This window comes from Metallococcus carri, assembly GCF_011440275.1.
In the GTDB taxonomy this organism is placed as follows: domain Bacteria; phylum Actinomycetota; class Actinomycetes; order Actinomycetales; family Dermatophilaceae; genus Metallococcus; species Metallococcus carri.
Window position 1 is genome coordinate 68,365 of sequence record NZ_JAAOIV010000003.1, and the last position, 17,201, is coordinate 85,565.

The window sequence follows — 17,201 nt, forward strand, 5'->3', positions numbered from 1 at the left end:
TCGCGCTCTATGGCCACCGAGGAAGCCCCCGACGTCGCGCAGCTCGGCTACGAGCAGGCGCGCGACGAACTCGCCACCATCGTCAGCCGGCTCGAGGGCGGGCAGATCGGACTGGAGGAATCGATGACGTTGTGGGAACGCGGCGAAGCGCTTGCCGCGCACTGCCACCGGTGGCTGGACGGCGCTGAGCAGCGGATCCGCCAGATGACCGGTGAGGACGACGACCCGGCCGAGGACTAACTCCCCGGCTTGAGCGCGGCCGCGAACTGTTGCAACTGCTCCCACGAGCCGGTCCCCGTGACGACGGTGGTCAGGCCGTTCAAGGGCGCGGTGCGCACCAGGCTCCTCTGGTCCGGGTCGGACTTTTCGACCTTCGCCCAGCCGGTGCCCCCGATGGTGACCATGCCCCGTGCCGCGGCACCGTCGGTCTGCGAGCGCATCCAGCTCGTCGGCTTGCCCGAGGTCTGCAGCACAGCCGCGTAACCACCGTTCGGACCGTCGTAACCCGCCTGCCAGGTGGGCTGCTCGTTCTGCGCGGGCAGCATCCGCACGTTCACCGGACGCCAGCCGCTCGGCAGCCCCTGCGGGTAGGCCAGGCTCCACTGCTGGGCCCGGGAGCGCTCCCTCGCGATCCCGGTGACATCCGCGGTCGGCGCGTCGACCTTGCTCGGACGAGGCACCAGCGCCAGCCAGATCACCGCGCCGAGCGCGACGAGCACCATCGAGATGATCAGGCTGCGCGCGGACCCCGTCATACCGCGACGGCGAGGCGCAGGGGCGGCGGGAGAACTCACGCCCTCCATCGTCGCTCATCGGCCGGCGCCCCCGGACGACGGGGCAGATAGAGTCGCGTCGAAGCCCCGTCGCCCGTAGGAGAGTCATGTCGCAGCACCACCCCGAGCCGCCGGACCGCAACCTCGCCCTCGAACTCGTGCGGGTCACCGAGGCCGCCGCGATGGCCGGCGGTCGCTGGGTGGGTCGCGGCGACAAGAACGACGCCGACGGCGCCGCGGTCGCCGCCATGCGTCACCTGATCTCGTCGGTATCGATGCGCGGCACCGTGGTGATCGGCGAGGGTGAGAAGGACAACGCGCCGATGCTGTTCAACGGCGAAGAGGTCGGTGACGGCACCGGTCCGGACGTCGACGTCGCGGTCGACCCGATCGACGGCACCACGCTGACCGCCAAGGGCATGACCAATGCCGTGTCGGTGATGGCGGTGAGCGAGCGCGGCTCGATGTACGACCCGAGCGCGGTCTTCTATATGGACAAGCTCGCGACCGGCCCGGAGGCGGCCGATGTGGTCGACATCCGCATCCCGGTCGCTGAGAACATCCGCCGGGTCGCCAAGGTCAAGGGCATGAGCAAGTCCGATGTGACCGTCGTGCTGCTCGACCGGCCGCGTCACGAGCAGTTGGCCGAGGAGATCCGGGCCACCGGCGCCCGCATCCGCTACATCACCGACGGCGACGTCGCCGGCGCCATCATGGCCGCGCGCCCTGGCACCGGCATCGACCTACTGCTCGGTGTGGGCGGCACCCCGGAGGGCATCATCACCGCCTGTGCGATGAAGTGCCTCGGCGGTGTCATCCAGGGCCGCCTGTGGCCGCGGGATGACGAGGAGCGGCAGAAGGCCATCGACGCCGGCCACGATCTGGAGGCGGTGCTCTCGACCGACGATCTGGTCCGCGGCGACAATTGCTTCTTTGTCGCCACCGGCATCACCGACGGCGAGCTGCTGCAGGGTGTGCGCTACCGGCCCGGCGGCTGCACCACCCAGTCGCTGGTGATGCGTTCCAAGAGCGGCACCGTGCGCACCATCGACGCCGAGCACACGCTGACCAAGCTGCGCCAGTTGGGCGCCGTCGGCACCGACTGATGGCCGCGCGCACCCTCGTCGTCGGAGAGGCGCTGGTCGACGTCGTCCGCTCCCCCGACGGCAGCGTGCGTGAACATGTCGGCGGCTCGCCGCTCAACGTCGCGATCGGGCTGGCGCGGCTCGGTCATCCGGTCGAGCTGGCCACCTGGATTGGTCGCGACGCTCATGGCGCGGCGATCACCGAACATCTGGCCGCCGACTCCGTGCCGCTGGTGACCGGCAGTGACGACGCGGCTCGCACCGCGACGGCGGTGGCGACGGTCAACGAATCTGGTTCTGCGAGTTACGAATTCGACATCGACTGGCAGTTGCCGTATGCCGTGCCGCGCCCGCCTTCGCATCTGCACACCGGCTCGATCGCCGCGGTGCTGCAACCCGGCGCCTCCCAGGTGCGCGACATCGTGTTCGCGGCCCGTGAGGTCAGCACGATCTCCTTCGACCCCAATGCCCGGCCGTCCTTGATGGGCCGGCCGGAGGACGCACGCCAGGACATCGAACAACTCGTCGGGCTGGCCGATGTGGTCAAGGCCAGTGACGAGGACATCGCCTGGCTGTATGGCGAGGACGCGCCGGCCGAGACCGTGCTGCGGTTGTGGGCGGGGCTCGGTCCCTCGCTGGTGGTGCTCACCCGCGGTGCGGAGGGTGCCTCCGCCTATGTCAACGGCGAGGCCGAGGTGCAGATGCTGCCGGGCCGGTCGGTGCAGGTGGCCGACACGGTCGGGGCGGGCGATTCGTTCATGTCCGGCCTGCTCTCGGGCCTGCTTGATGCCGGGCTGCTCGGTGGCCGGTCCGCTCGCGAGCGCCTCCGCTCCGCGCGCTGGGACGATCTGCGCCCGGCGGTCGAGCGGGCGATCCAGGCCTCGGCGATCACCGTGTCCCGCGCTGGTGCTCAACCCCCGACCCGTGCCGAAATCACCCCGACCGTTCGCTGATTGAGCAAGGGCCGACGAAGGAGGCCCGCGTCGAAATCACTTGCGGAACAACGGGTTTCGACAAGCTCAACCGACGACGGGCCGGGTTTCGACAAGCTCAACCGACGACGGGCCGGGTTTCGACAAGCTCAACCGGCGAGTGGTTTCGACAAGCTCAACCGACGACGAGCGCTCAGCGGTTGGTCGCGAACGGGCCCGGCCGGATCGAGATCGTCTCGTAGGTCGCGTCCGGCGAGGCGGTGAGCGCGGTGCGCACCGCCGTCGCCACCGACTCCGGGCGCAGAAACTCCTGCGGGTCATAGGGCCGGTTCTCAGAGGCCACGAGTTCGCGCTGCATGTCGGTGTCGACCCGGCCGGGATGCACCGAGCACACCCGGATGCCGTCCGGCCGCAGTTCCTCACGCAACACATCGGTGAGCGCGGTGAGCGCGAACTTCGAGGCCGGGTAGTGACCGCCCTTGCCCCGCGCCACCAACCCCGACCCGGAGTTGATCATCACCACCGTGCCCTGCGCCGCACGCAGCGGTTCGAGCAGCAGCCGGGTGAGGTCGGAGACGGCAATCACGTTGATCTCCAACATCTTTCGCCAGATCTCGCGTGTGGACTCGGGCGTCGTCCAGCCACCGGACACGCCAGCACTGTGCACGAGCCCGTCCAGGCGTTCGAGCCCGGCGGCCTGCACCGCCGCCTCCGTCGAGGCCTCGTCCGCGATATCGGCGACGAAGGGCGCCGCGGACGGCAGCGCGCGGCATACGGCATCGACATCGGCCGCGGACCGGCCACCGATCAGCAGGTGGTGGTCGTCGGCGAGCGCGTCGGCGATCGCGCGGCCGATGCCGCGCGTGGCTCCGGTGATGAGGACGGTGGGTTGGCTCATACCCCCAACCTACGAGCAGCCCGGCGCATGAAAACTCCTCGGGGCGGGCGAACTGACGAAAGGTCAGCCCACCCGCCCCGAGGAGCGGAAGCAACCGAATTACGAGGCGCGCGCCTCACCGTCGGCAGCCGAACCGTCGGCGGCCGACCGGTCGCCGGCTGAACGATCGGCGCCCTGGGCCTCACGGGCCCGGGCGCGCTCGAGTGCGGCCTTGCGCTGCTGTTCGGAGTCGCGGGCGATCTGCGCCGCCTTCTCGTCGTCCCGGGTGAGGTTCTCACCGGTCTCCGGGTTGAAGACGTGCATCATCGCCGGGTCGAAGGCGAACTGCGCCTCGTCGCCCTCCAGGATGCGCGAGCGCGAGTCGAGGTTGACGATCATCTGGGTGCGCATCCCCTCGCCGTCGAGGTCGCGGTCGAGTTCGTCCAGCTTGGACTGCACCGCGTGGTCGGCCTCGTACGGGATGTAGGCGTACTGCTCGTTGCCCAGCCACTCGGTCTGGTCCACCACCGCGCTGAAGTGCACGCCATTCGGCACATCGGCGACCGAGGCGTCCTTGATGTACTCCGGGCGCAACCCGACGATGACGATGTCGAGACCCCGCAGCTTCTCGGCCAGCGGGCCACCCACCGGCACCTCGCAGAACGGCAGCTTGAGAGTGCTGCCGTCCACCCGGGCCGGGAGGAAGTTCATCGGCGGCGATCCGATGAAGCCCGCCACGAAGAGGTTGACCGGCTGTTCGTAGAGCTCGCGCGGCGAGGCGACCTGCTGCAGCACGCCCTTCTTCAGCACGGCCACCCGGTCACCGAGGGTCATCGCCTCGGTCTGGTCGTGCGTGACGTAGATGGTGGTCACGCCGAGCCGACGCTGCATGCGCGCGATCTCGGTGCGCATCTGGCCACGCAGCTTGGCGTCCAGGTTGGACAGCGGCTCGTCGAAGAGGAAGGCTTCGGCGTCGCGGACGATGGCCCGCCCCATCGCGACGCGCTGCCGCTGACCACCGGACAGGTTCGCCGGCTTGCGCTCGAGGTGGTCCTTCAACTCCAGCATGTTCGCCGCGTCGTTGACCTTGGAGCGGATCTCGTCGTCGCTGTGCTTGCCCTTGGCCAGTCGCAGCGGGAAGGCGATGTTCTCGAACACCGTGAGGTGCGGGTAGAGCGCGTAGTTCTGGAACACCATCGACAGGTTGCGGTCCCGCGGCGCGAGGTCGTTGACCCGCTTGCCGTTGATCAGCAGGTCTCCGGAGGTGATGTCCTCCAGACCCACAACCATCCGCAGCAGCGTCGACTTGCCGCACCCGGACGGGCCCACGAGGATCATGAATTCCCCGTCGGCGATGTCCAGGGACACGTCGTTGACTGCCGGGAATCCGTCGCCGTACTTCTTGACGATGTTCTTCAGCTCGATGCTTGACATTGGTTTCTCCTGCTTTCGAGAAGATCTCGTATGACGATGGGCCCGGTCAGCCCTTGACGGCGCCGGAGGTCAGGCCGGCCACGATCCGCCGCTGGAAGAGCAGCACCAGGATCACGACCGGGATGGTGACGATGACCGCGGCCGCACAGATCGCTCCGGTCGGCTGGGTGAACTGACTGGCTCCGGTGAAGAACGCCAGCGCGGCGGGCACGGTTCGCGCGTTATTGGACGAGGTGAGGTTCACCGCGAAGACGAAGTCGTTCCACGCGGTGAAGAACGCGATGATCGCCGTGGTGAAGACACCCGGCGCGGCCAGCGGGGCGATGACCTTGCGGAAGGCCTGCCAGCTGGTGGCGCCGTCGACCTGCGCGGCCTGCTCCATCTCCCACGGGATCTGCTGGAAGAAGGCCGACAGCGTCCAGATGGACAGCGGCACGGTGAGCGACAGGTAGGGGATGATCAGGCCGATCTTGGTGTCGAACAACCCGATCTGCCGCCACAGGTTGAACAGCGGCGTCACCATCGCGATGACCGGGAAGAAGGACACCGCGAGCGCCGTGGTCAAGATGAGGCGCTTGCCCGGAAAGTCCAGCCGGGAGATCGCGTAGGCGCAGAAGGTCGCGAGCAGCACCGCGATGAAGGTCGCGACCAGGCAGATGATGATCGAGTTCAGCAGCGCCGGGTTGAACAACTCGCTCGCGCCACCGGTGAGGATCAGCCGGTAGTTGTCCAGCGACGGGCTCTTGGGCCAGAAGTTGCCGAACATGTTCTTGGACGGGTCGGCCAGTGCGGCGTCGCTCTTCAGCGAGGTCGCCACGATCCACAGGATCGGGATGATCGTCCAGATCATGATCGGGATCGAGACGGCCGCCAGACCCCATTTGGTCTTGTCGGAGATATTGCTTTCCACGGCTCAGTTCCTCCCACCGGTCAGGTCGACCTTGAAGAGTTTGACGAAGATGAACGCGATGATCAGGACGATCAGGAACAAGATCACCGCGAGCGCCGAGCCCATGCCGATCTCGACCCGGTCGATCGTCTCGGTGCCGACGAGCATCGACAGCGTGAGCGTCTTGTTCGCGCCGCCGGTCATCACATAGGGGTTGTCGTAAATGCGGACCGCGTCCAGCGTGCGGAAGAGCACCGCCACCATCAGCGCCGCCTTCATGTTGGGCAGGATCACCTTGGTCAGGCGCTGCCACCAGGTGGCGCCGTCGACCTTCGCCGCCTCCTCCTGGGCGCTGTCGACCTGAGCCAGGCCGGCCAGCAGGAGCAGCGACATGAAGGGCGTGGTCTTCCAGATCTCCGACAGGCAGATGATCAGCAGCGAGGACCAGCGGCCACCGAACCAGTCGTAGTTGAGGTCCCAGGCACCGAAGGTGAAGAAGTTCAGCCAGTGGTTGAAGAAGCCGGTGTCGAATTTCGCGGCATACAGCCAGGAGAACGCCGAGACCACGGTGATGATCGAGTACGGGATCAGCACGACCGTGCGCAGCGTCCGCCGCGGTATGACGATCTTGTTCATCACCATGGCGATGCCCATGCCGAGGATCAACTCGAAGATCAGGGTGACGATCACGATGATGAAGGTCGTCACGAAGGCCTGCCAGAACAGCGGGTCACCGAGCGCGGTCACATAGTTGCCGAGGAAGACGAACCTGCGTCCGGTCGGGTCGGTGAGCCGGTAGTTGAACAGCGACAGGTAGATCGCGTAGACGATCGGGTAGAGCGTGACGAACAGCATGACCAGGAAGGCCGGCCCGGCGAGCTTCCAGCCGAGGGAGCGCTCACCGCGCGCCCGGTCCGACAGCTTGGCCTTCTTCGGCCCTGCCGCGGTGGACCTGCCGGTGTCGATAGCGGTGCTCATAGCAGCGACTTCCCCTTCAACACGTTGAGGATGAATGACTGGGCCTGGCCAGGAGTGCTCTGGTTGACCGACCCGGGCGGGCTGAACTTCTGCTGCAGCCCGGTGGAGATATCGCCGTAGTACTGCGACTGCGGCCGCGGCACCGCGTGCTGGAGCGACGTGCGGATCACGTCGGCGATCCCGTTCGGGAAGGCCTTCTTGACCTCGGGGTCATCGAACACCGACTTGGAACTGGCCGGGTTGCCGGTCTTGACCATGTACATCGCCTGGTTCTTGGTGGAGGTGATGCACTTGATCGCGTCATACGCGAGGGCGGGGTTCTTGCTGGACTTGCCGACCGCCAGCTCGATGCCACCGAAGGGTGGCGCCGAAGTCTTGCCCGCGACGGTCTGCGGATATTCCGTGGCGGCGACATCCTTCAGCCAGGGGATCTTGGGTGTCGTGCCACTGAGCGCGGCATACACATAAGGCCAGTTGACCAGGAACCCACTGGTGGAATTGGACTGGAACAGGTTGAGCGCCGCGGTCTCGTCGGCCGAGCCGACCGCCGGACCGCCGACCCCGGAGGTGGCGACCTGGTTGATGATCTTGGCCGCGTCCTTGCCCGCCTGGCTGTCCACGCCGAGCTTGAGGTTCTCGTAGTTCGCACCCGGGTTGGACACGATCTTGCCGCCGGCGCCGGAGATCAGGGCGCTGATCCACACGGTGTAGCCCTCGTAGAGCTTGCCCTGCACGCCGATCTTGGTGTTGGTCTTCTTGGCCGCACCGATGATCTGCTCCCAGGTCACCGGCTTGCTCATGTCGAGCCCGGCCTTCTGAGCGACCGACTTGCGATACCAGAGCAACTGGGTGTTGGCCCAGAACGGCACCGCGACCAGCTTGCCCTTCCACTTGGACGCGTCGATCGCGGACTGCACGCGGTCGGCGGTGAAGTCCTGCTCCATCGCGGCCGGCACCGGTGCGAGATAGCCCGCCTCGGCGAATTCGGCCACGAACACCGGGTCGATGCTCATCAGGTCCATGCTGCTGTCACCGGCCGCAAGGCGGCGCAGCAGCTGGGTGCGCTGGTCGCTCGCGCTGTTGGGCAACTGCTGGATGCTGATCTTGTACTTGCCACCGGACGCGTTGGTGCACGTCTTGGCGATCTGCGCCTGGCCACCCTTGGTGGGGTCGGCGCCACCGCCGTCGGGGTTGATGTACCACGTGAGCGTCGGCGCGCCGCCGCTCGAACTGCTGCCACACGCCGCGACACCCATGCTCGCGACGAGCGCCGAGGCCAGCCCGAAGGCGACTCCGCGTCGTGGTCGGGGACTTCTCATGTTGTGCTCCCTGCCGTTGGTTCGGCTTTTGTTCACCCCGCGTTATACCGCAGTCGTGAGCTATGTCACGACATACGACCTTACTGAATTCCGCACGTATGGCGAGGGTCCGCGATCGGCACCCTCTCGGGTGGACCCTCCAGAGCGCGTTCGGCGAGCGCAACTAGGGTGATCGGAGAGGGCCTCGAGCGAACAGGAGCTGGCATGGGAGCGGACGCGCACAAGGCAGCGAGTGAGCAGGACACGGCGGCGGCACCGATGGCTAGCGAGCACGCCTTCGATGACCTGATCGCAGCGAACCGGAAGTTCGCAGATTCGTTCGCGCTCAAGGGTTTTGACGGTGTGGCGGCCGCTGGCGTGGCGATCGTGACCTGCATGGACAGCCGCATCGACCCGTTGGGGATGCTGGGACTCAAGCCGGGCGACGCGAAGATCTTCCGCAATCCCGGCGGCCGCGTCTCAGAGGCGGCGCTGGAGGCGCTCGTGCTCGGCGTGCATCTGCTCAATGTGCGGCGTGTCCTGGTCATCCCGCACACGCGGTGCGCGATGACCTCGATGACCGAGCCGCAACTGCGGGACAAGATCACCGAACTGTCCGGCGTCGACGCGCACTGGAGCCACTTCCACGTGGTCGAAGACCAGGAGCGCGCGTTGCGCGAGGACGTCGGCAAGGTGCGCAGCCACCCGCTCATCCCGGCGCGGGTGGACTGCGCTGGTTTCATCTACGACGTCGACACCGGGCTGCTCGACCGTCGCGTGTGAGAGCGCTGTCGGCTCAGGCGGGGACGCCCTTGACGGTGACGTCGATATTGCCGCGGGTGGCCTTGGAGTAGGGGCACACCTCGTGTGCCTTCTCGGCCAGGCGCTGGGCGGTCTCGGCGTCGACGCCGGCGATCTGGGCGGTGATCTCGACGGCGAGGCCGAAGCCGGAGTCGGTCTTGCCGAGAGTCGCGGCCGCGGTGACCGGCGCCTGGCTGGCGTCGATGCCCTCGGCCTCGGCGACCTTGGCCAGCGCGCCGCCGAAGCAGGCGGAATAGCCGGCCGCGAAGAGGGTCTCCGGGTTGGCCTTCGGGTTGCTCGCGCTGCCCGGCTTGCCGAGGGCGAGGTCGACGACACCGTCCTCGCTCTTGACCCGTCCGTCGCGGCCGCCCTGGGAGGTCGCGGCGATCGTGTAGAGCGTCTCGTTGAGGGACTCGTGCGGCATCGAAACTCCTTGGTGTGTGCGCCCGGCACGGGGTCGGCCGGGTCCACTGACGCCAACGAGCGGTGCGCACTTGCCCTTCCCGCTCGCCCACCATGCGGACCGTAGGGTGAGGTCATGCAGGTGACCGGGCTGTTCGTCCACCCCGTCAAGAGCACGGCGATCCGTCCGGTCCCCGAGGCGTATGCCGGCCGCGCGGGCCTGCGCGGCGACCGCGAGTGGATGGTCGTCGACGCGGAGGGTCAACTCGTGACCGCCCGCGAGTTGCCGGCGCTGTTTCGCATCACCGCCGACAGCGACGACCGGGGCGACCTGTGGCTGCGCGCCGACGGGCTGCCTGAGCTGCAGGTGCCTCGGCCCGCCGCGGGCGCTGTGCCGGTGCGGATGTTCACCCGGCCCCCGATGACCGCCCGGCCGGCAGACCCGCGGGCCACCGCCTGGCTGGAGGCCGCGACCGGCCGAGCCGGGTTGCGCCTGGTGTGGTGCGATGACCCCACCCGCCGCACGCTCAACCCGGCCTTCACCCGCGAAGGCGACCACGCGGCATACCAGGACAACTCACCGGTCACCCTGCTCGGCGAGGAATCGGTGCGACAACTCAACGAGTGGATCGGATCAGATCCGTTGTCGCACAACAGATTTCGGCCCAACGTCGTGATCAGCGGTGCAGCTGCGTTCGCCGAGGACGGCTGGCGGCGGATCCGCATCGGCGCGGTGCCCTTCCGCGTGGGCCGCCGGGTCGACCGTTGCGTGATGACGACCATCGACCCGGTGTCGGCGGTCAAGGGCAAGGAGCCGATTCGCACCCTGGCTCGGCACCGTCGCGAGGACGGCAAGACCTGGATGGCGGTCCATCTGCTGCCGGACGGCGAGGGCACGATCCGCGTGGGCGATCCGGTGATCGTCGATGACTGACCCGCAACCCGGCTGGTATTCCGACCCCGCCGACCCCGACCGGTTGCGCTGGTGGGACGGGATGCGCTGGACGCCCGCGGTGCAGCAACGGGTGACCACGCCGGGCGAACGGCTCGCCACGATGGACCGCACGATGGGCCGGCTCCGCGCGCGCGACCCTCGGCCGTTCGGGTGGCTGGTCGTCGTCGTGCCAGTCCTCGCGATCGTGGGTGGTCAGCTCGTGCTCTCCGGCGTCTCGGCGAGCCTGCTTCCCACGGGGTATGCCGCCCGCATCAGCCTGGTGCTTGCCCTGATGGCCGGCGCGGAACTCTTCGCCGGGGCCCTCGGGCTGCTGGCGGCCCGGCCGGTGGCGGCGCGCTTCGGCTGGGGCGACGCGTGGGGTGTGCGCCGGCCCAGACTGTCCGACCTCGCCGCGGCGGCGGCCGGCGTGGCCCTGGTCTTCGCGACGCGGATGGTGATCGGCGTCGCCGCCCAGGTGCTCACGAACGGGCGCGCGGTGCAGGAGTCGAGCAACCTGCACCTGCCACGGATGCCGGTGTTGGCGGCGCTGGGCTTCCTGGTGGTGGCGGCCGTGATCGCACCGGTCGTCGAGGAATTCCTCTTCCGCGGGCTGTTGCTGCGAGCGCTGGCCCGGCGCTGGTCGTTCTGGCCGGCCGCGGTGGCGTCGTCGGCGGCCTTCGGCCTGCTGCACACCTACCAGGTGACGACACTGCTCGGTGCGGCCACGCTGGGCCTGGTGGTCTTCCTGCTCGGCCTGGTCAACTGCCTGCTGGTGCGCGCCACCGACTCGATCGTGCCCGGCATCGTGGTGCACGCGGTGTTCAACGCGCTGGCCGTGGTGGTCAGCATCCTGTCGGCCGGCGGTTAGGGCCGGCACCCGCCGACGAGGCGGAGCACCAGGTCGCGCCAGCCGGCGATGAGCTCGGCCTCGCTCAGACCGCGCTCGAGCAGCTGGCTGACGACATCGGCGTCGAGCGTGCCGACCAGGGCTTCGGATAGCACCTCCAGGTGCGCGTCCACGCCGAGCTGTCGCAGCAGCATCCGCACGTGCGTCATCGAGACCTGGCGAGCGGGGACGTCATACTTGCCGGTCGGTGTGCGCGCGATCTCGCGGAAGAGCTGACCGTGGACGGCATGCAACCGCAGCCGCCCCTCGCCGAAGGCGAGCAAGCGGTCGAGCGGCGCGGCGCCGGGGCCGAGGGGTGGAGCGCCCTGGAGCATGCCGCGCTGGAAGTCTCGCTCGGTCTCGTCGGTCAGCGCCGCGAGCAGCCCGCTGCGGCTGCCGAAGGCGCGGAACACTGTGCCCTTACCCACACCGGCGCGCTCGGCCACGCGGTCCATGGTGATCGCGTCGACGCCTTCGCTTTGCACGAGTTCGACTGCGGCACAAAGGATTCGGTCGGAGTTGGCGGCGGCATCACGCCGCACTCGGGTCGGCGGACCGGCCACGGGCAGCAGGCGGGACGGGGTCGGCATACGGCCATTGTCCCATCCGGGGTTGCGCGTTGGGAACAAAGCGGACTACGGTCCGTTTACGGATACGGATCATCACTTCGCTTCGAAAGGCTCCCTCTCCATGACCACCACCCTTGCCGTCGTCGTCGGCAGCCCGCGCGCCGCCTCGATCCACCGTCGCCTCGCCGATGTGGCCGCCGCCGTGGCGCCCCAGGACGTCGACGTGCAGATCATCGACGGGCTCGACGCTTTGCCCTTCTACAACGAGGACCTCGACATCGCTCCTGCTCCGTCCTCGGTGCAGCGGCTGCGCAACCGGCTGAGCGGCGCGGATGCCGTGCTGCTGCTCTCCCCCGCCAACAACGGCACGCTCAGCGCAGTGCTCAAGAACGCCATCGACTGGGCGTCGCGCCCCTACGGCGAGTCGTCGCTGAGCGGCAAGCCGGTCGCCGTGGCCTCCGCGGCGCACAACACCAGCACCGTCGTCGACCACACCCACCTCGCGGTGACCATCGCCGGCGGCCGGCCCCTGCCCGAGGCGAGCTCGACCTTCGCGCTCGGCGAACTCGCTGACGTCGACGTGTCGGCCCACACCCCGATCAACGACTCGCTGCGCGCCACCGTGCAGGCGCTGATCGACGCTGTCGGCAAGCCGGTCGCGGCCTGAATACGTCGTCCGGCACCGCCCAAGCGCGGTGCCGGACGCCCAGCGTCCGCCTGACCTGCGCCGAGCGTCCGCAGATCGGCACGAACCGTGGTGCGCAACTGCGGACACACCCGCCGACCCACGCGAAAGCGTCCGCAGATCCGCACGACCCCTGACGCAAAACTGCGGACACACCGCCGTCGCCCACGCCCACCGTCCACCGGACCGGTGATCTTCCCACGTGCTCGTGCTCCCTACGCTGGCAACGTGGGTGAAGCGATGGTGCGACGAGCCCGCCCCACCGACGTGGCGGCGCTCGTCGACTTACGTGCCGCGATGTTCGAGGCCATGGGGACGGATGCCTCCGGCGAGGAATGGCGCAGACAGGCCGCGACGTGGTTCGAGGATCGCATCGACGATGCCGACTACTGCTTCGCCGTCGTCGAGGTGGACGGTCGAGTCGTGAGTTGTGCCGTCGGGGCCGTGCGAGACGCCGCACCCTCACCGTCAGCACCGCATGGACGTGACGTCTTGATCAGCAATGTCTGCACCGCCGATAGCCGTGGTCGCGGACACGGCGAGGCAGCCTTCGAAGCGGTGATGTCGTGGGCGGGTCGGCTCGGCATCAGCCGGGCAGAACTTATGGCCACGGCGAGCGGCCGCACCATCTACGAACGCGCTGGCTTCCGAGAGGTGACGTTCCCTGCCATGCGGGCAGCGTTGGCTCATCGGTCGGCAGAGCGTCGCCGCCCCTGACATCAGCCCACGACCGCTAAACCGTCAGCACCAGCGGCCCGAAAACCGCTCCGAGCCACGCACGCCCACGCGCAGCTGCGCCCAGCGTCCGCAGATCCGCACCACCGCTGGTGCACAACTGCGGACACACCCCCGCGCCCACCGACCAGCGTCCGCAGATCCGCACGACCGCTGACGCACAACTGCGGACACACCCGCCGACCCACGCGAAAGCGTCCGCAGATCCGCACGACCGCTGACGCACAACTGCGGACACACCCGCCGACCCACGCGAAAGCGTCCGCAGATCCGCACCACCCCTGACGCACAACTGCGGACACATGCGCCCTCGCGGACACGAGCCCCCGTGCAGCAGAGACTTAGAGCGCGAGTTCGCGCTGCACGACTCCGGCGAGGTGGTCGGCGAAGCTGTTGGCGAGTTCGGCAGTCGGCGCCTCGACCATCACGCGCACCACCGGTTCGGTGCCGGACTTGCGCAGCAGGACGCGCCCCTGATCGCCGAGCTGACGCTCGACCTCACCCACCGCGGCAAGCACTCCCGCATGGCCGTCGACCGCGTGCTTGTCGACGCCCTTGACGTTGACGAGTTTCTGGGGCAGCACCGTCATACAAGCGGCCAGGTCGGCAAGCGGTTTGCCGGTCGCGGCCACCCGCGCCGCGAGCACCAGCGCGGTGAGCACCCCGTCACCGGTCGTGCCGTGCGCCAGCTGTATGACGTGCCCGCTCTGCTCGCCACCCAGCACGAAACCGCCCTTGCGCATCTCCTCCAGCACATAACGGTCGCCGACATTGGCCTGCACGACGTGCACGCCCGCGTCACGCATCGCATGCAGCAGCCCGAGATTGCTCATCGTGGTGGCGACGAGGGTGTCGCCGGCGAGTTCTCCGCGCTCCTTGAGGTCGATCGCGAGGATCGCCATGATCTGGTCGCCGTCCACCACCTGACCGGCGGCGTCGACGGCGAGGCAACGGTCGGCGTCACCGTCGAAGGCGACGCCGAGGTCGGCGCGCGCCTCCGGCACGGCGGCCATCAGCCGGTCGAGGTGAGTGGAGCCGTAACCGTCGTTGATGTTGAGACCGTCCGGCTCGGCACCGATGACCGTGACCCGCGCACCGGCGCGCCGCAACACCTCCGGGCCGACCGTGCTCGCGGCCCCGTGTGCGGCGTCCACCACGACGTGCAGGCCCGTGAGGGAGTATGGCGCAGCCGCGACGAGGTGCTGCACATAGCGTTCGCCACCATCGTCGATCGGGCGCACCCGGCCGACCTCGGCTCCCGTCGGCCGCCACGGGGCTTCGTCGAGCTCGGCCTCGATGCGGTCCTCGACCTCGTCGGGCAGCTTGTGACCGCCGCGGGCGAAGAACTTGATCCCGTTGTCGGGCATCGCGTTGTGCGACGCGGACAGCATCACGCCGAAGTCCGCGCCCAGGTCGGCGGTGAGGAACGCGACGGCGGGAGTGGGCAGCACGCCCACGTCATACACATCGATGCCGCTGGAGGCGAGACCGGCGGCAACAGCGGCAGCGAGGAACTCACCCGACGCCCGCGGATCGCGGCCGACCACCGCGGTCGGGCGGTGGTCCTGGACGCTGGAGGAGCGACCGAAGACCTTGGCGGCCGCCTCCGACAGCTTGAGCGCGAGATCTGCGGTGATGACGTCGCCGTTGGCGAGTCCACGCACCCCATCGGTGCCGAAGAGACGTGCCATGGAGCCGGTGTTGCCTTCCGCGTTGCGTGCGATGAACCGGACCAAGATAGCCGCTCCCCGTCTGGTCGCAGGAATCCTCGCGCGGCCTCACCCCGCCGGGTGACGGGCCTCACTGCAGGCCAGCAAGCCCTCCGCGACTGTCATCGCGGCGTCCGCGAGGCGGGATCGCAGGCCGATCCTGGCCCTCCGGGCGACGACGTCCTCGGCGGTGAGCGCGCCCTCGTGGGTGACGCCGTAGCGGAGTTCGGCGCGGGTGAACCGGCTGCCCTCGACCGCGGGCAGCCCAAGCTGCGGGTCGGCGGCGACGAGCGCGTCCAGATCACGAGCGAGCGTCCCGTAACGGGCGATCCACTCCGGGCGCTCCGGCAGCCGGCGCAACACCTGAGGCGCGGCCGCTCCGACCAGCGGCAGAGTCGCCGTGCGGCAGTCGCGCTCCAGCCCGAGCCGGCCGACGACCCGGTCGACGACATCCTGGGCCATCGCGCGATAGGTCGTCAGCTTGCCGCCGACGATCGCGATCGGCCGGTCCGGCTGGTCCACCACGACATGGTCGCGGGACACATCGGCCGTGCTGCGCCCGGCCTGCTCGACCAGCGGCCGCAACCCGGCGAATCGCCCGACGACATCGCCATGCCCCAGCTCGATCCCGAATCCCGCCGACGCCGCCTCCAGCAGAAACCTCTCGTCCACGTCGGGCACGGCGGGCCGGTGACCATCAGCGGCCCGGTCCTCCTCGTCGGTCAGTCCGATCAGCACCAACCCGTCGGCATACGGCTTGGCGAGCACATAACGGCCGCGCTCGCCGGCGACCGGGAAGCTCACCATCGCGTCCAGCCCGCCCAGACGAGCAGCATCGACCACGAGATGCGAGCCACGACTCGGTATGACGTGCAGAGACTTCTCGTGCTCGGCCACCCACACTCCGGTTGCGTTGACGACAACCCGGGCCCGTATGCCGAATTCGTTGCCGCTCAACGCATCTCGCACGATCGCGCCATCGCAGTGCAGGTCCGACGCCGCAGCGTGGTTGGCCACCAACGCCCCATGCGCCACCGCCGTCCGCAGCACGGTCAGCACCAGGCGGGCGTCGTCCTCGAGCTCACCGTCCCAGTACTCCACCCCGCCGCGTTGGCCACTGGCCGCGAGCGCCGGGGCGGTGGTGGCCAGCTCGCGGGCACTGAGCGTGCGCGGCGAGGGCAGCACCGACGACGGCGTGCGGGCCCCGCGGCGCAGCAGGTCGGCGACACCGATGCCGGAGCGCATGATGCGCGCGTCCGGCCGGCTCATGCCGGGCAGGAAGGGCGCGAGGCTGCGGCGTGGTCGCACCAGGTGCGGTGCGATGACGGTCAGCAGGTGATGCCGTTCGCGGGCTGACTCCCAAGCGATGCCGACCTGCCCCGTCGCGAGATAGCGCAGCCCGCCGTGCACCATCTTCGAACTCCATTGCGAGGTGCCCGAGGCGTAGTCGTCGGCCTCGACCAGTCCGGTGCGCAGACCGCGTGAGGCAGCGTCGAGCGCGACGCCGGCTCCGGTGATGCCGCCGCCGACGACCAACAGGTCAAGCCGCTCCTGCGCCATCCGGGCGAGAGCGAGATCGCGTTGGCTTCGGTTGAGCGCGGTCACGACGCGTCCGGCCGCAGATAGCCATCGACCAGCCGAGCGAGTTCGCGATCCAGCGCGTCGTCGTCCGGCGCGGACTCCCGGGGCGGCCCGAGCACCGTCGGCTCGGCGAGCACGAAGGGTGACACGGCCATCAACAGGACGCGAGCGAGCAGCGCCGGATCGCCGGCGCAGACTGACCCGTCGCGCTGCCCCTCGGCGATCGCGTCCTGCAGCAGGTCGGCGAAGAGCGCCTGCCCACGACCGAACTGGTCGCGCTGGTAGGCCGCAATCAGCGCGGGTTCATCGCGAAAGAGCGTGCGCAACAGCTCGGAGGCGCGCAGCCGGTGCACGATCTGCCGCGCTTGCGCCACGATCTGCTCGCGCACCGTCCCGTTGGTCGCGCTGAGCTGCGCGGCGTCGGCGAACTCCTGTGCCAGTGCGTCACGGAAGAGCTGCTCGAGCCCGGTGGTGCGCCGATAGACGGTCATCCGCGAGACGCCGGCGCGCTTGGCGACCGAGGTGACGGTCGTGCGGCTCGTGCCGCCGGCGACGACTTCGGCGCGCACGGCAGCGAGCAAGGTCTGGTGGGTCGGATCCGAGTCCTGTGACACAGTGACAGAGTATGTCACA

19 protein-coding genes are annotated in these 17,201 nt (G+C 69.0%); 8 read left to right on the forward strand and 11 right to left on the reverse strand.

Annotated features, from left to right (window positions below):
• Window positions 1–9 precede the first annotated feature (9 nt).
• A complete protein-coding gene (locus G9U51_RS04920; protein WP_166194146.1) occupies window positions 10–240 on the forward strand; it encodes an exodeoxyribonuclease VII small subunit in 231 nt (76 codons plus the stop codon).
• Here G9U51_RS04920 and G9U51_RS04925 read toward each other — a convergent pair.
• Window positions 237–755, reverse strand: a complete 519-nt coding sequence (locus G9U51_RS04925) for a DUF4245 domain-containing protein (RefSeq protein ID WP_166194149.1) — start codon at window positions 753–755, stop codon at window positions 237–239. The genes G9U51_RS04920 and G9U51_RS04925 overlap by 4 nt on opposite strands.
• Window positions 756–880: 125 nt before the next feature.
• Between G9U51_RS04925 and glpX the strand changes: the two genes are divergently transcribed.
• The gene (gene glpX / locus G9U51_RS04930) at window positions 881–1,879 is read left to right on the forward strand and encodes a class II fructose-bisphosphatase (protein WP_166194152.1); all 999 of its coding nucleotides are present in this window, start codon (window positions 881–883) and stop codon (window positions 1,877–1,879) included.
• A complete protein-coding gene (locus tag G9U51_RS04935; protein ID WP_166194155.1) occupies window positions 1,879–2,811 on the forward strand; it encodes a PfkB family carbohydrate kinase in 933 nt (310 codons plus the stop codon). The genes glpX and G9U51_RS04935 overlap by 1 nt, the downstream gene beginning before the upstream one ends.
• Before the next feature lie 172 nt (window positions 2,812–2,983).
• Here G9U51_RS04935 and G9U51_RS04940 read toward each other — a convergent pair whose 3' ends face one another.
• The 5 genes from G9U51_RS04940 to G9U51_RS04960 all read right to left on the reverse strand — a co-directional run bounded on the left by G9U51_RS04940 (window position 2,984) and on the right by G9U51_RS04960 (window position 8,287).
• On the reverse strand, window positions 2,984–3,688 hold the full coding sequence (locus tag G9U51_RS04940; protein WP_166194158.1) for an SDR family oxidoreductase: 705 nt from the start codon (window positions 3,686–3,688) through the stop codon (window positions 2,984–2,986).
• A 99-nt stretch (window positions 3,689–3,787) separates the two neighbouring features.
• Window positions 3,788–5,101 (reverse strand): sn-glycerol-3-phosphate ABC transporter ATP-binding protein UgpC, encoded by a 1,314-nt coding sequence (gene ugpC, locus G9U51_RS04945; RefSeq protein ID WP_166194161.1) that lies wholly within the window; start codon window positions 5,099–5,101, stop codon window positions 3,788–3,790.
• A gap of 46 nt (window positions 5,102–5,147) precedes the next feature.
• Entirely contained in the window at window positions 5,148–5,951 is an 804-nt protein-coding gene (locus G9U51_RS04950; protein WP_166194866.1) for a carbohydrate ABC transporter permease, read from the reverse strand.
• 63 nt (window positions 5,952–6,014) lie between these two features.
• The gene (locus G9U51_RS04955) at window positions 6,015–6,968 is read right to left on the reverse strand and encodes a carbohydrate ABC transporter permease (protein ID WP_166194164.1); all 954 of its coding nucleotides are present in this window, start codon (window positions 6,966–6,968) and stop codon (window positions 6,015–6,017) included.
• Window positions 6,965–8,287, reverse strand: a complete 1,323-nt coding sequence (locus tag G9U51_RS04960; protein WP_166194167.1) for an extracellular solute-binding protein — start codon at window positions 8,285–8,287, stop codon at window positions 6,965–6,967. The genes G9U51_RS04955 and G9U51_RS04960 overlap by 4 nt, the downstream gene beginning before the upstream one ends.
• 258 nt (window positions 8,288–8,545) lie before the next feature.
• Here G9U51_RS04960 and G9U51_RS04965 point away from each other — a divergent pair, with 258 nt between their 5' ends.
• Complete coding sequence (locus tag G9U51_RS04965) at window positions 8,546–9,049, forward strand: beta-class carbonic anhydrase (RefSeq protein ID WP_166194869.1); 504 nt, start codon at window positions 8,546–8,548, stop codon at window positions 9,047–9,049.
• A gap of 13 nt (window positions 9,050–9,062) precedes the next feature.
• Here G9U51_RS04965 and G9U51_RS04970 read toward each other — a convergent pair whose 3' ends face one another.
• A complete protein-coding gene (locus G9U51_RS04970) occupies window positions 9,063–9,491 on the reverse strand; it encodes an Ohr family peroxiredoxin (protein WP_166194170.1) in 429 nt (142 codons plus the stop codon).
• 114 nt (window positions 9,492–9,605) lie between these two features.
• Here G9U51_RS04970 and G9U51_RS04975 point away from each other — a divergent pair, with 114 nt between their 5' ends.
• Both G9U51_RS04975 and G9U51_RS04980 read left to right on the forward strand, forming a co-directional pair.
• On the forward strand, window positions 9,606–10,403 hold the full coding sequence (locus tag G9U51_RS04975; protein WP_166194173.1) for an MOSC domain-containing protein: 798 nt from the start codon (window positions 9,606–9,608) through the stop codon (window positions 10,401–10,403).
• Complete coding sequence (locus G9U51_RS04980) at window positions 10,396–11,271, forward strand: CPBP family glutamic-type intramembrane protease (protein ID WP_166194176.1); 876 nt, start codon at window positions 10,396–10,398, stop codon at window positions 11,269–11,271. Before G9U51_RS04975 ends, G9U51_RS04980 begins: the two co-directional genes overlap by 8 nt.
• On the opposite strand, the gene G9U51_RS04985 is transcribed toward G9U51_RS04980, so the two are convergent.
• Window positions 11,268–11,879: a TetR/AcrR family transcriptional regulator gene (locus tag G9U51_RS04985; protein ID WP_166194179.1), complete on the reverse strand. Its 612-nt coding sequence runs from the start codon at window positions 11,877–11,879 to the stop codon at window positions 11,268–11,270. The two genes, G9U51_RS04980 and G9U51_RS04985, sit on opposite strands and share 4 nt — an antisense overlap.
• 100 nt (window positions 11,880–11,979) lie before the next feature.
• On the opposite strand from G9U51_RS04985, the gene G9U51_RS04990 reads away from it, so the two are divergent.
• Complete coding sequence (locus tag G9U51_RS04990) at window positions 11,980–12,525, forward strand: NADPH-dependent FMN reductase (protein WP_166194182.1); 546 nt, start codon at window positions 11,980–11,982, stop codon at window positions 12,523–12,525.
• 246 nt (window positions 12,526–12,771) lie between these two features.
• Complete coding sequence (locus G9U51_RS04995) at window positions 12,772–13,260, forward strand: GNAT family N-acetyltransferase (protein WP_207948054.1); 489 nt, start codon at window positions 12,772–12,774, stop codon at window positions 13,258–13,260.
• A gap of 359 nt (window positions 13,261–13,619) precedes the next feature.
• On the opposite strand, the gene glmM is transcribed toward G9U51_RS04995, so the two are convergent.
• The 3 genes from glmM to G9U51_RS05010 all read right to left on the reverse strand — a co-directional run bounded on the left by glmM (window position 13,620) and on the right by G9U51_RS05010 (window position 17,182).
• Entirely contained in the window at window positions 13,620–14,969 is a 1,350-nt protein-coding gene (gene glmM / locus G9U51_RS05000) for a phosphoglucosamine mutase (RefSeq protein ID WP_166194185.1), read from the reverse strand.
• 87 nt (window positions 14,970–15,056) lie between these two features.
• Window positions 15,057–16,592, reverse strand: a complete 1,536-nt coding sequence (locus G9U51_RS05005) for a glycerol-3-phosphate dehydrogenase/oxidase (RefSeq protein WP_328823323.1) — start codon at window positions 16,590–16,592, stop codon at window positions 15,057–15,059.
• Window positions 16,589–17,182, reverse strand: coding sequence for a TetR/AcrR family transcriptional regulator (locus G9U51_RS05010; RefSeq protein ID WP_166194188.1), 594 nt, complete (start codon window positions 17,180–17,182; stop codon window positions 16,589–16,591). Before G9U51_RS05010 ends, G9U51_RS05005 begins: the two co-directional genes overlap by 4 nt.
• Between the last annotated feature and the right edge of the window lie 19 nt (window positions 17,183–17,201).

Bases quoted from the DNA above. Each gene is read 5' to 3' on its own strand.
- G9U51_RS04920 (WP_166194146.1), top strand. From the start codon at position 10: ATGGCCACCGAGGAAGCCCCCGACGTCGCGCAGCTCGGCTACGAGCAG.
- G9U51_RS04925 (WP_166194149.1), bottom strand. From the start codon at position 755: ATGACGGGGTCCGCGCGCAGCCTGATCATCTCGATGGTGCTCGTCGCG.
- glpX (WP_166194152.1), top strand. From the start codon at position 881: ATGTCGCAGCACCACCCCGAGCCGCCGGACCGCAACCTCGCCCTCGAA.
- G9U51_RS04935 (WP_166194155.1), top strand. From the start codon at position 1,879: ATGGCCGCGCGCACCCTCGTCGTCGGAGAGGCGCTGGTCGACGTCGTC.
- G9U51_RS04940 (WP_166194158.1), bottom strand. From the start codon at position 3,688: ATGAGCCAACCCACCGTCCTCATCACCGGAGCCACGCGCGGCATCGGC.
- ugpC (WP_166194161.1), bottom strand. From the start codon at position 5,101: ATGTCAAGCATCGAGCTGAAGAACATCGTCAAGAAGTACGGCGACGGA.
- G9U51_RS04950 (WP_166194866.1), bottom strand. From the start codon at position 5,951: ATGATCTGGACGATCATCCCGATCCTGTGGATCGTGGCGACCTCGCTG.
- G9U51_RS04955 (WP_166194164.1), bottom strand. From the start codon at position 6,968: ATGAGCACCGCTATCGACACCGGCAGGTCCACCGCGGCAGGGCCGAAG.
- G9U51_RS04960 (WP_166194167.1), bottom strand. From the start codon at position 8,287: ATGAGAAGTCCCCGACCACGACGCGGAGTCGCCTTCGGGCTGGCCTCG.
- G9U51_RS04965 (WP_166194869.1), top strand. From the start codon at position 8,546: ATGGCTAGCGAGCACGCCTTCGATGACCTGATCGCAGCGAACCGGAAG.
- G9U51_RS04970 (WP_166194170.1), bottom strand. From the start codon at position 9,491: ATGCCGCACGAGTCCCTCAACGAGACGCTCTACACGATCGCCGCGACC.
- G9U51_RS04975 (WP_166194173.1), top strand. From the start codon at position 9,606: ATGCAGGTGACCGGGCTGTTCGTCCACCCCGTCAAGAGCACGGCGATC.
- G9U51_RS04980 (WP_166194176.1), top strand. From the start codon at position 10,396: ATGACTGACCCGCAACCCGGCTGGTATTCCGACCCCGCCGACCCCGAC.
- G9U51_RS04985 (WP_166194179.1), bottom strand. From the start codon at position 11,879: ATGCCGACCCCGTCCCGCCTGCTGCCCGTGGCCGGTCCGCCGACCCGA.
- G9U51_RS04990 (WP_166194182.1), top strand. From the start codon at position 11,980: ATGACCACCACCCTTGCCGTCGTCGTCGGCAGCCCGCGCGCCGCCTCG.
- glmM (WP_166194185.1), bottom strand. From the start codon at position 14,969: ATGGCACGTCTCTTCGGCACCGATGGGGTGCGTGGACTCGCCAACGGC.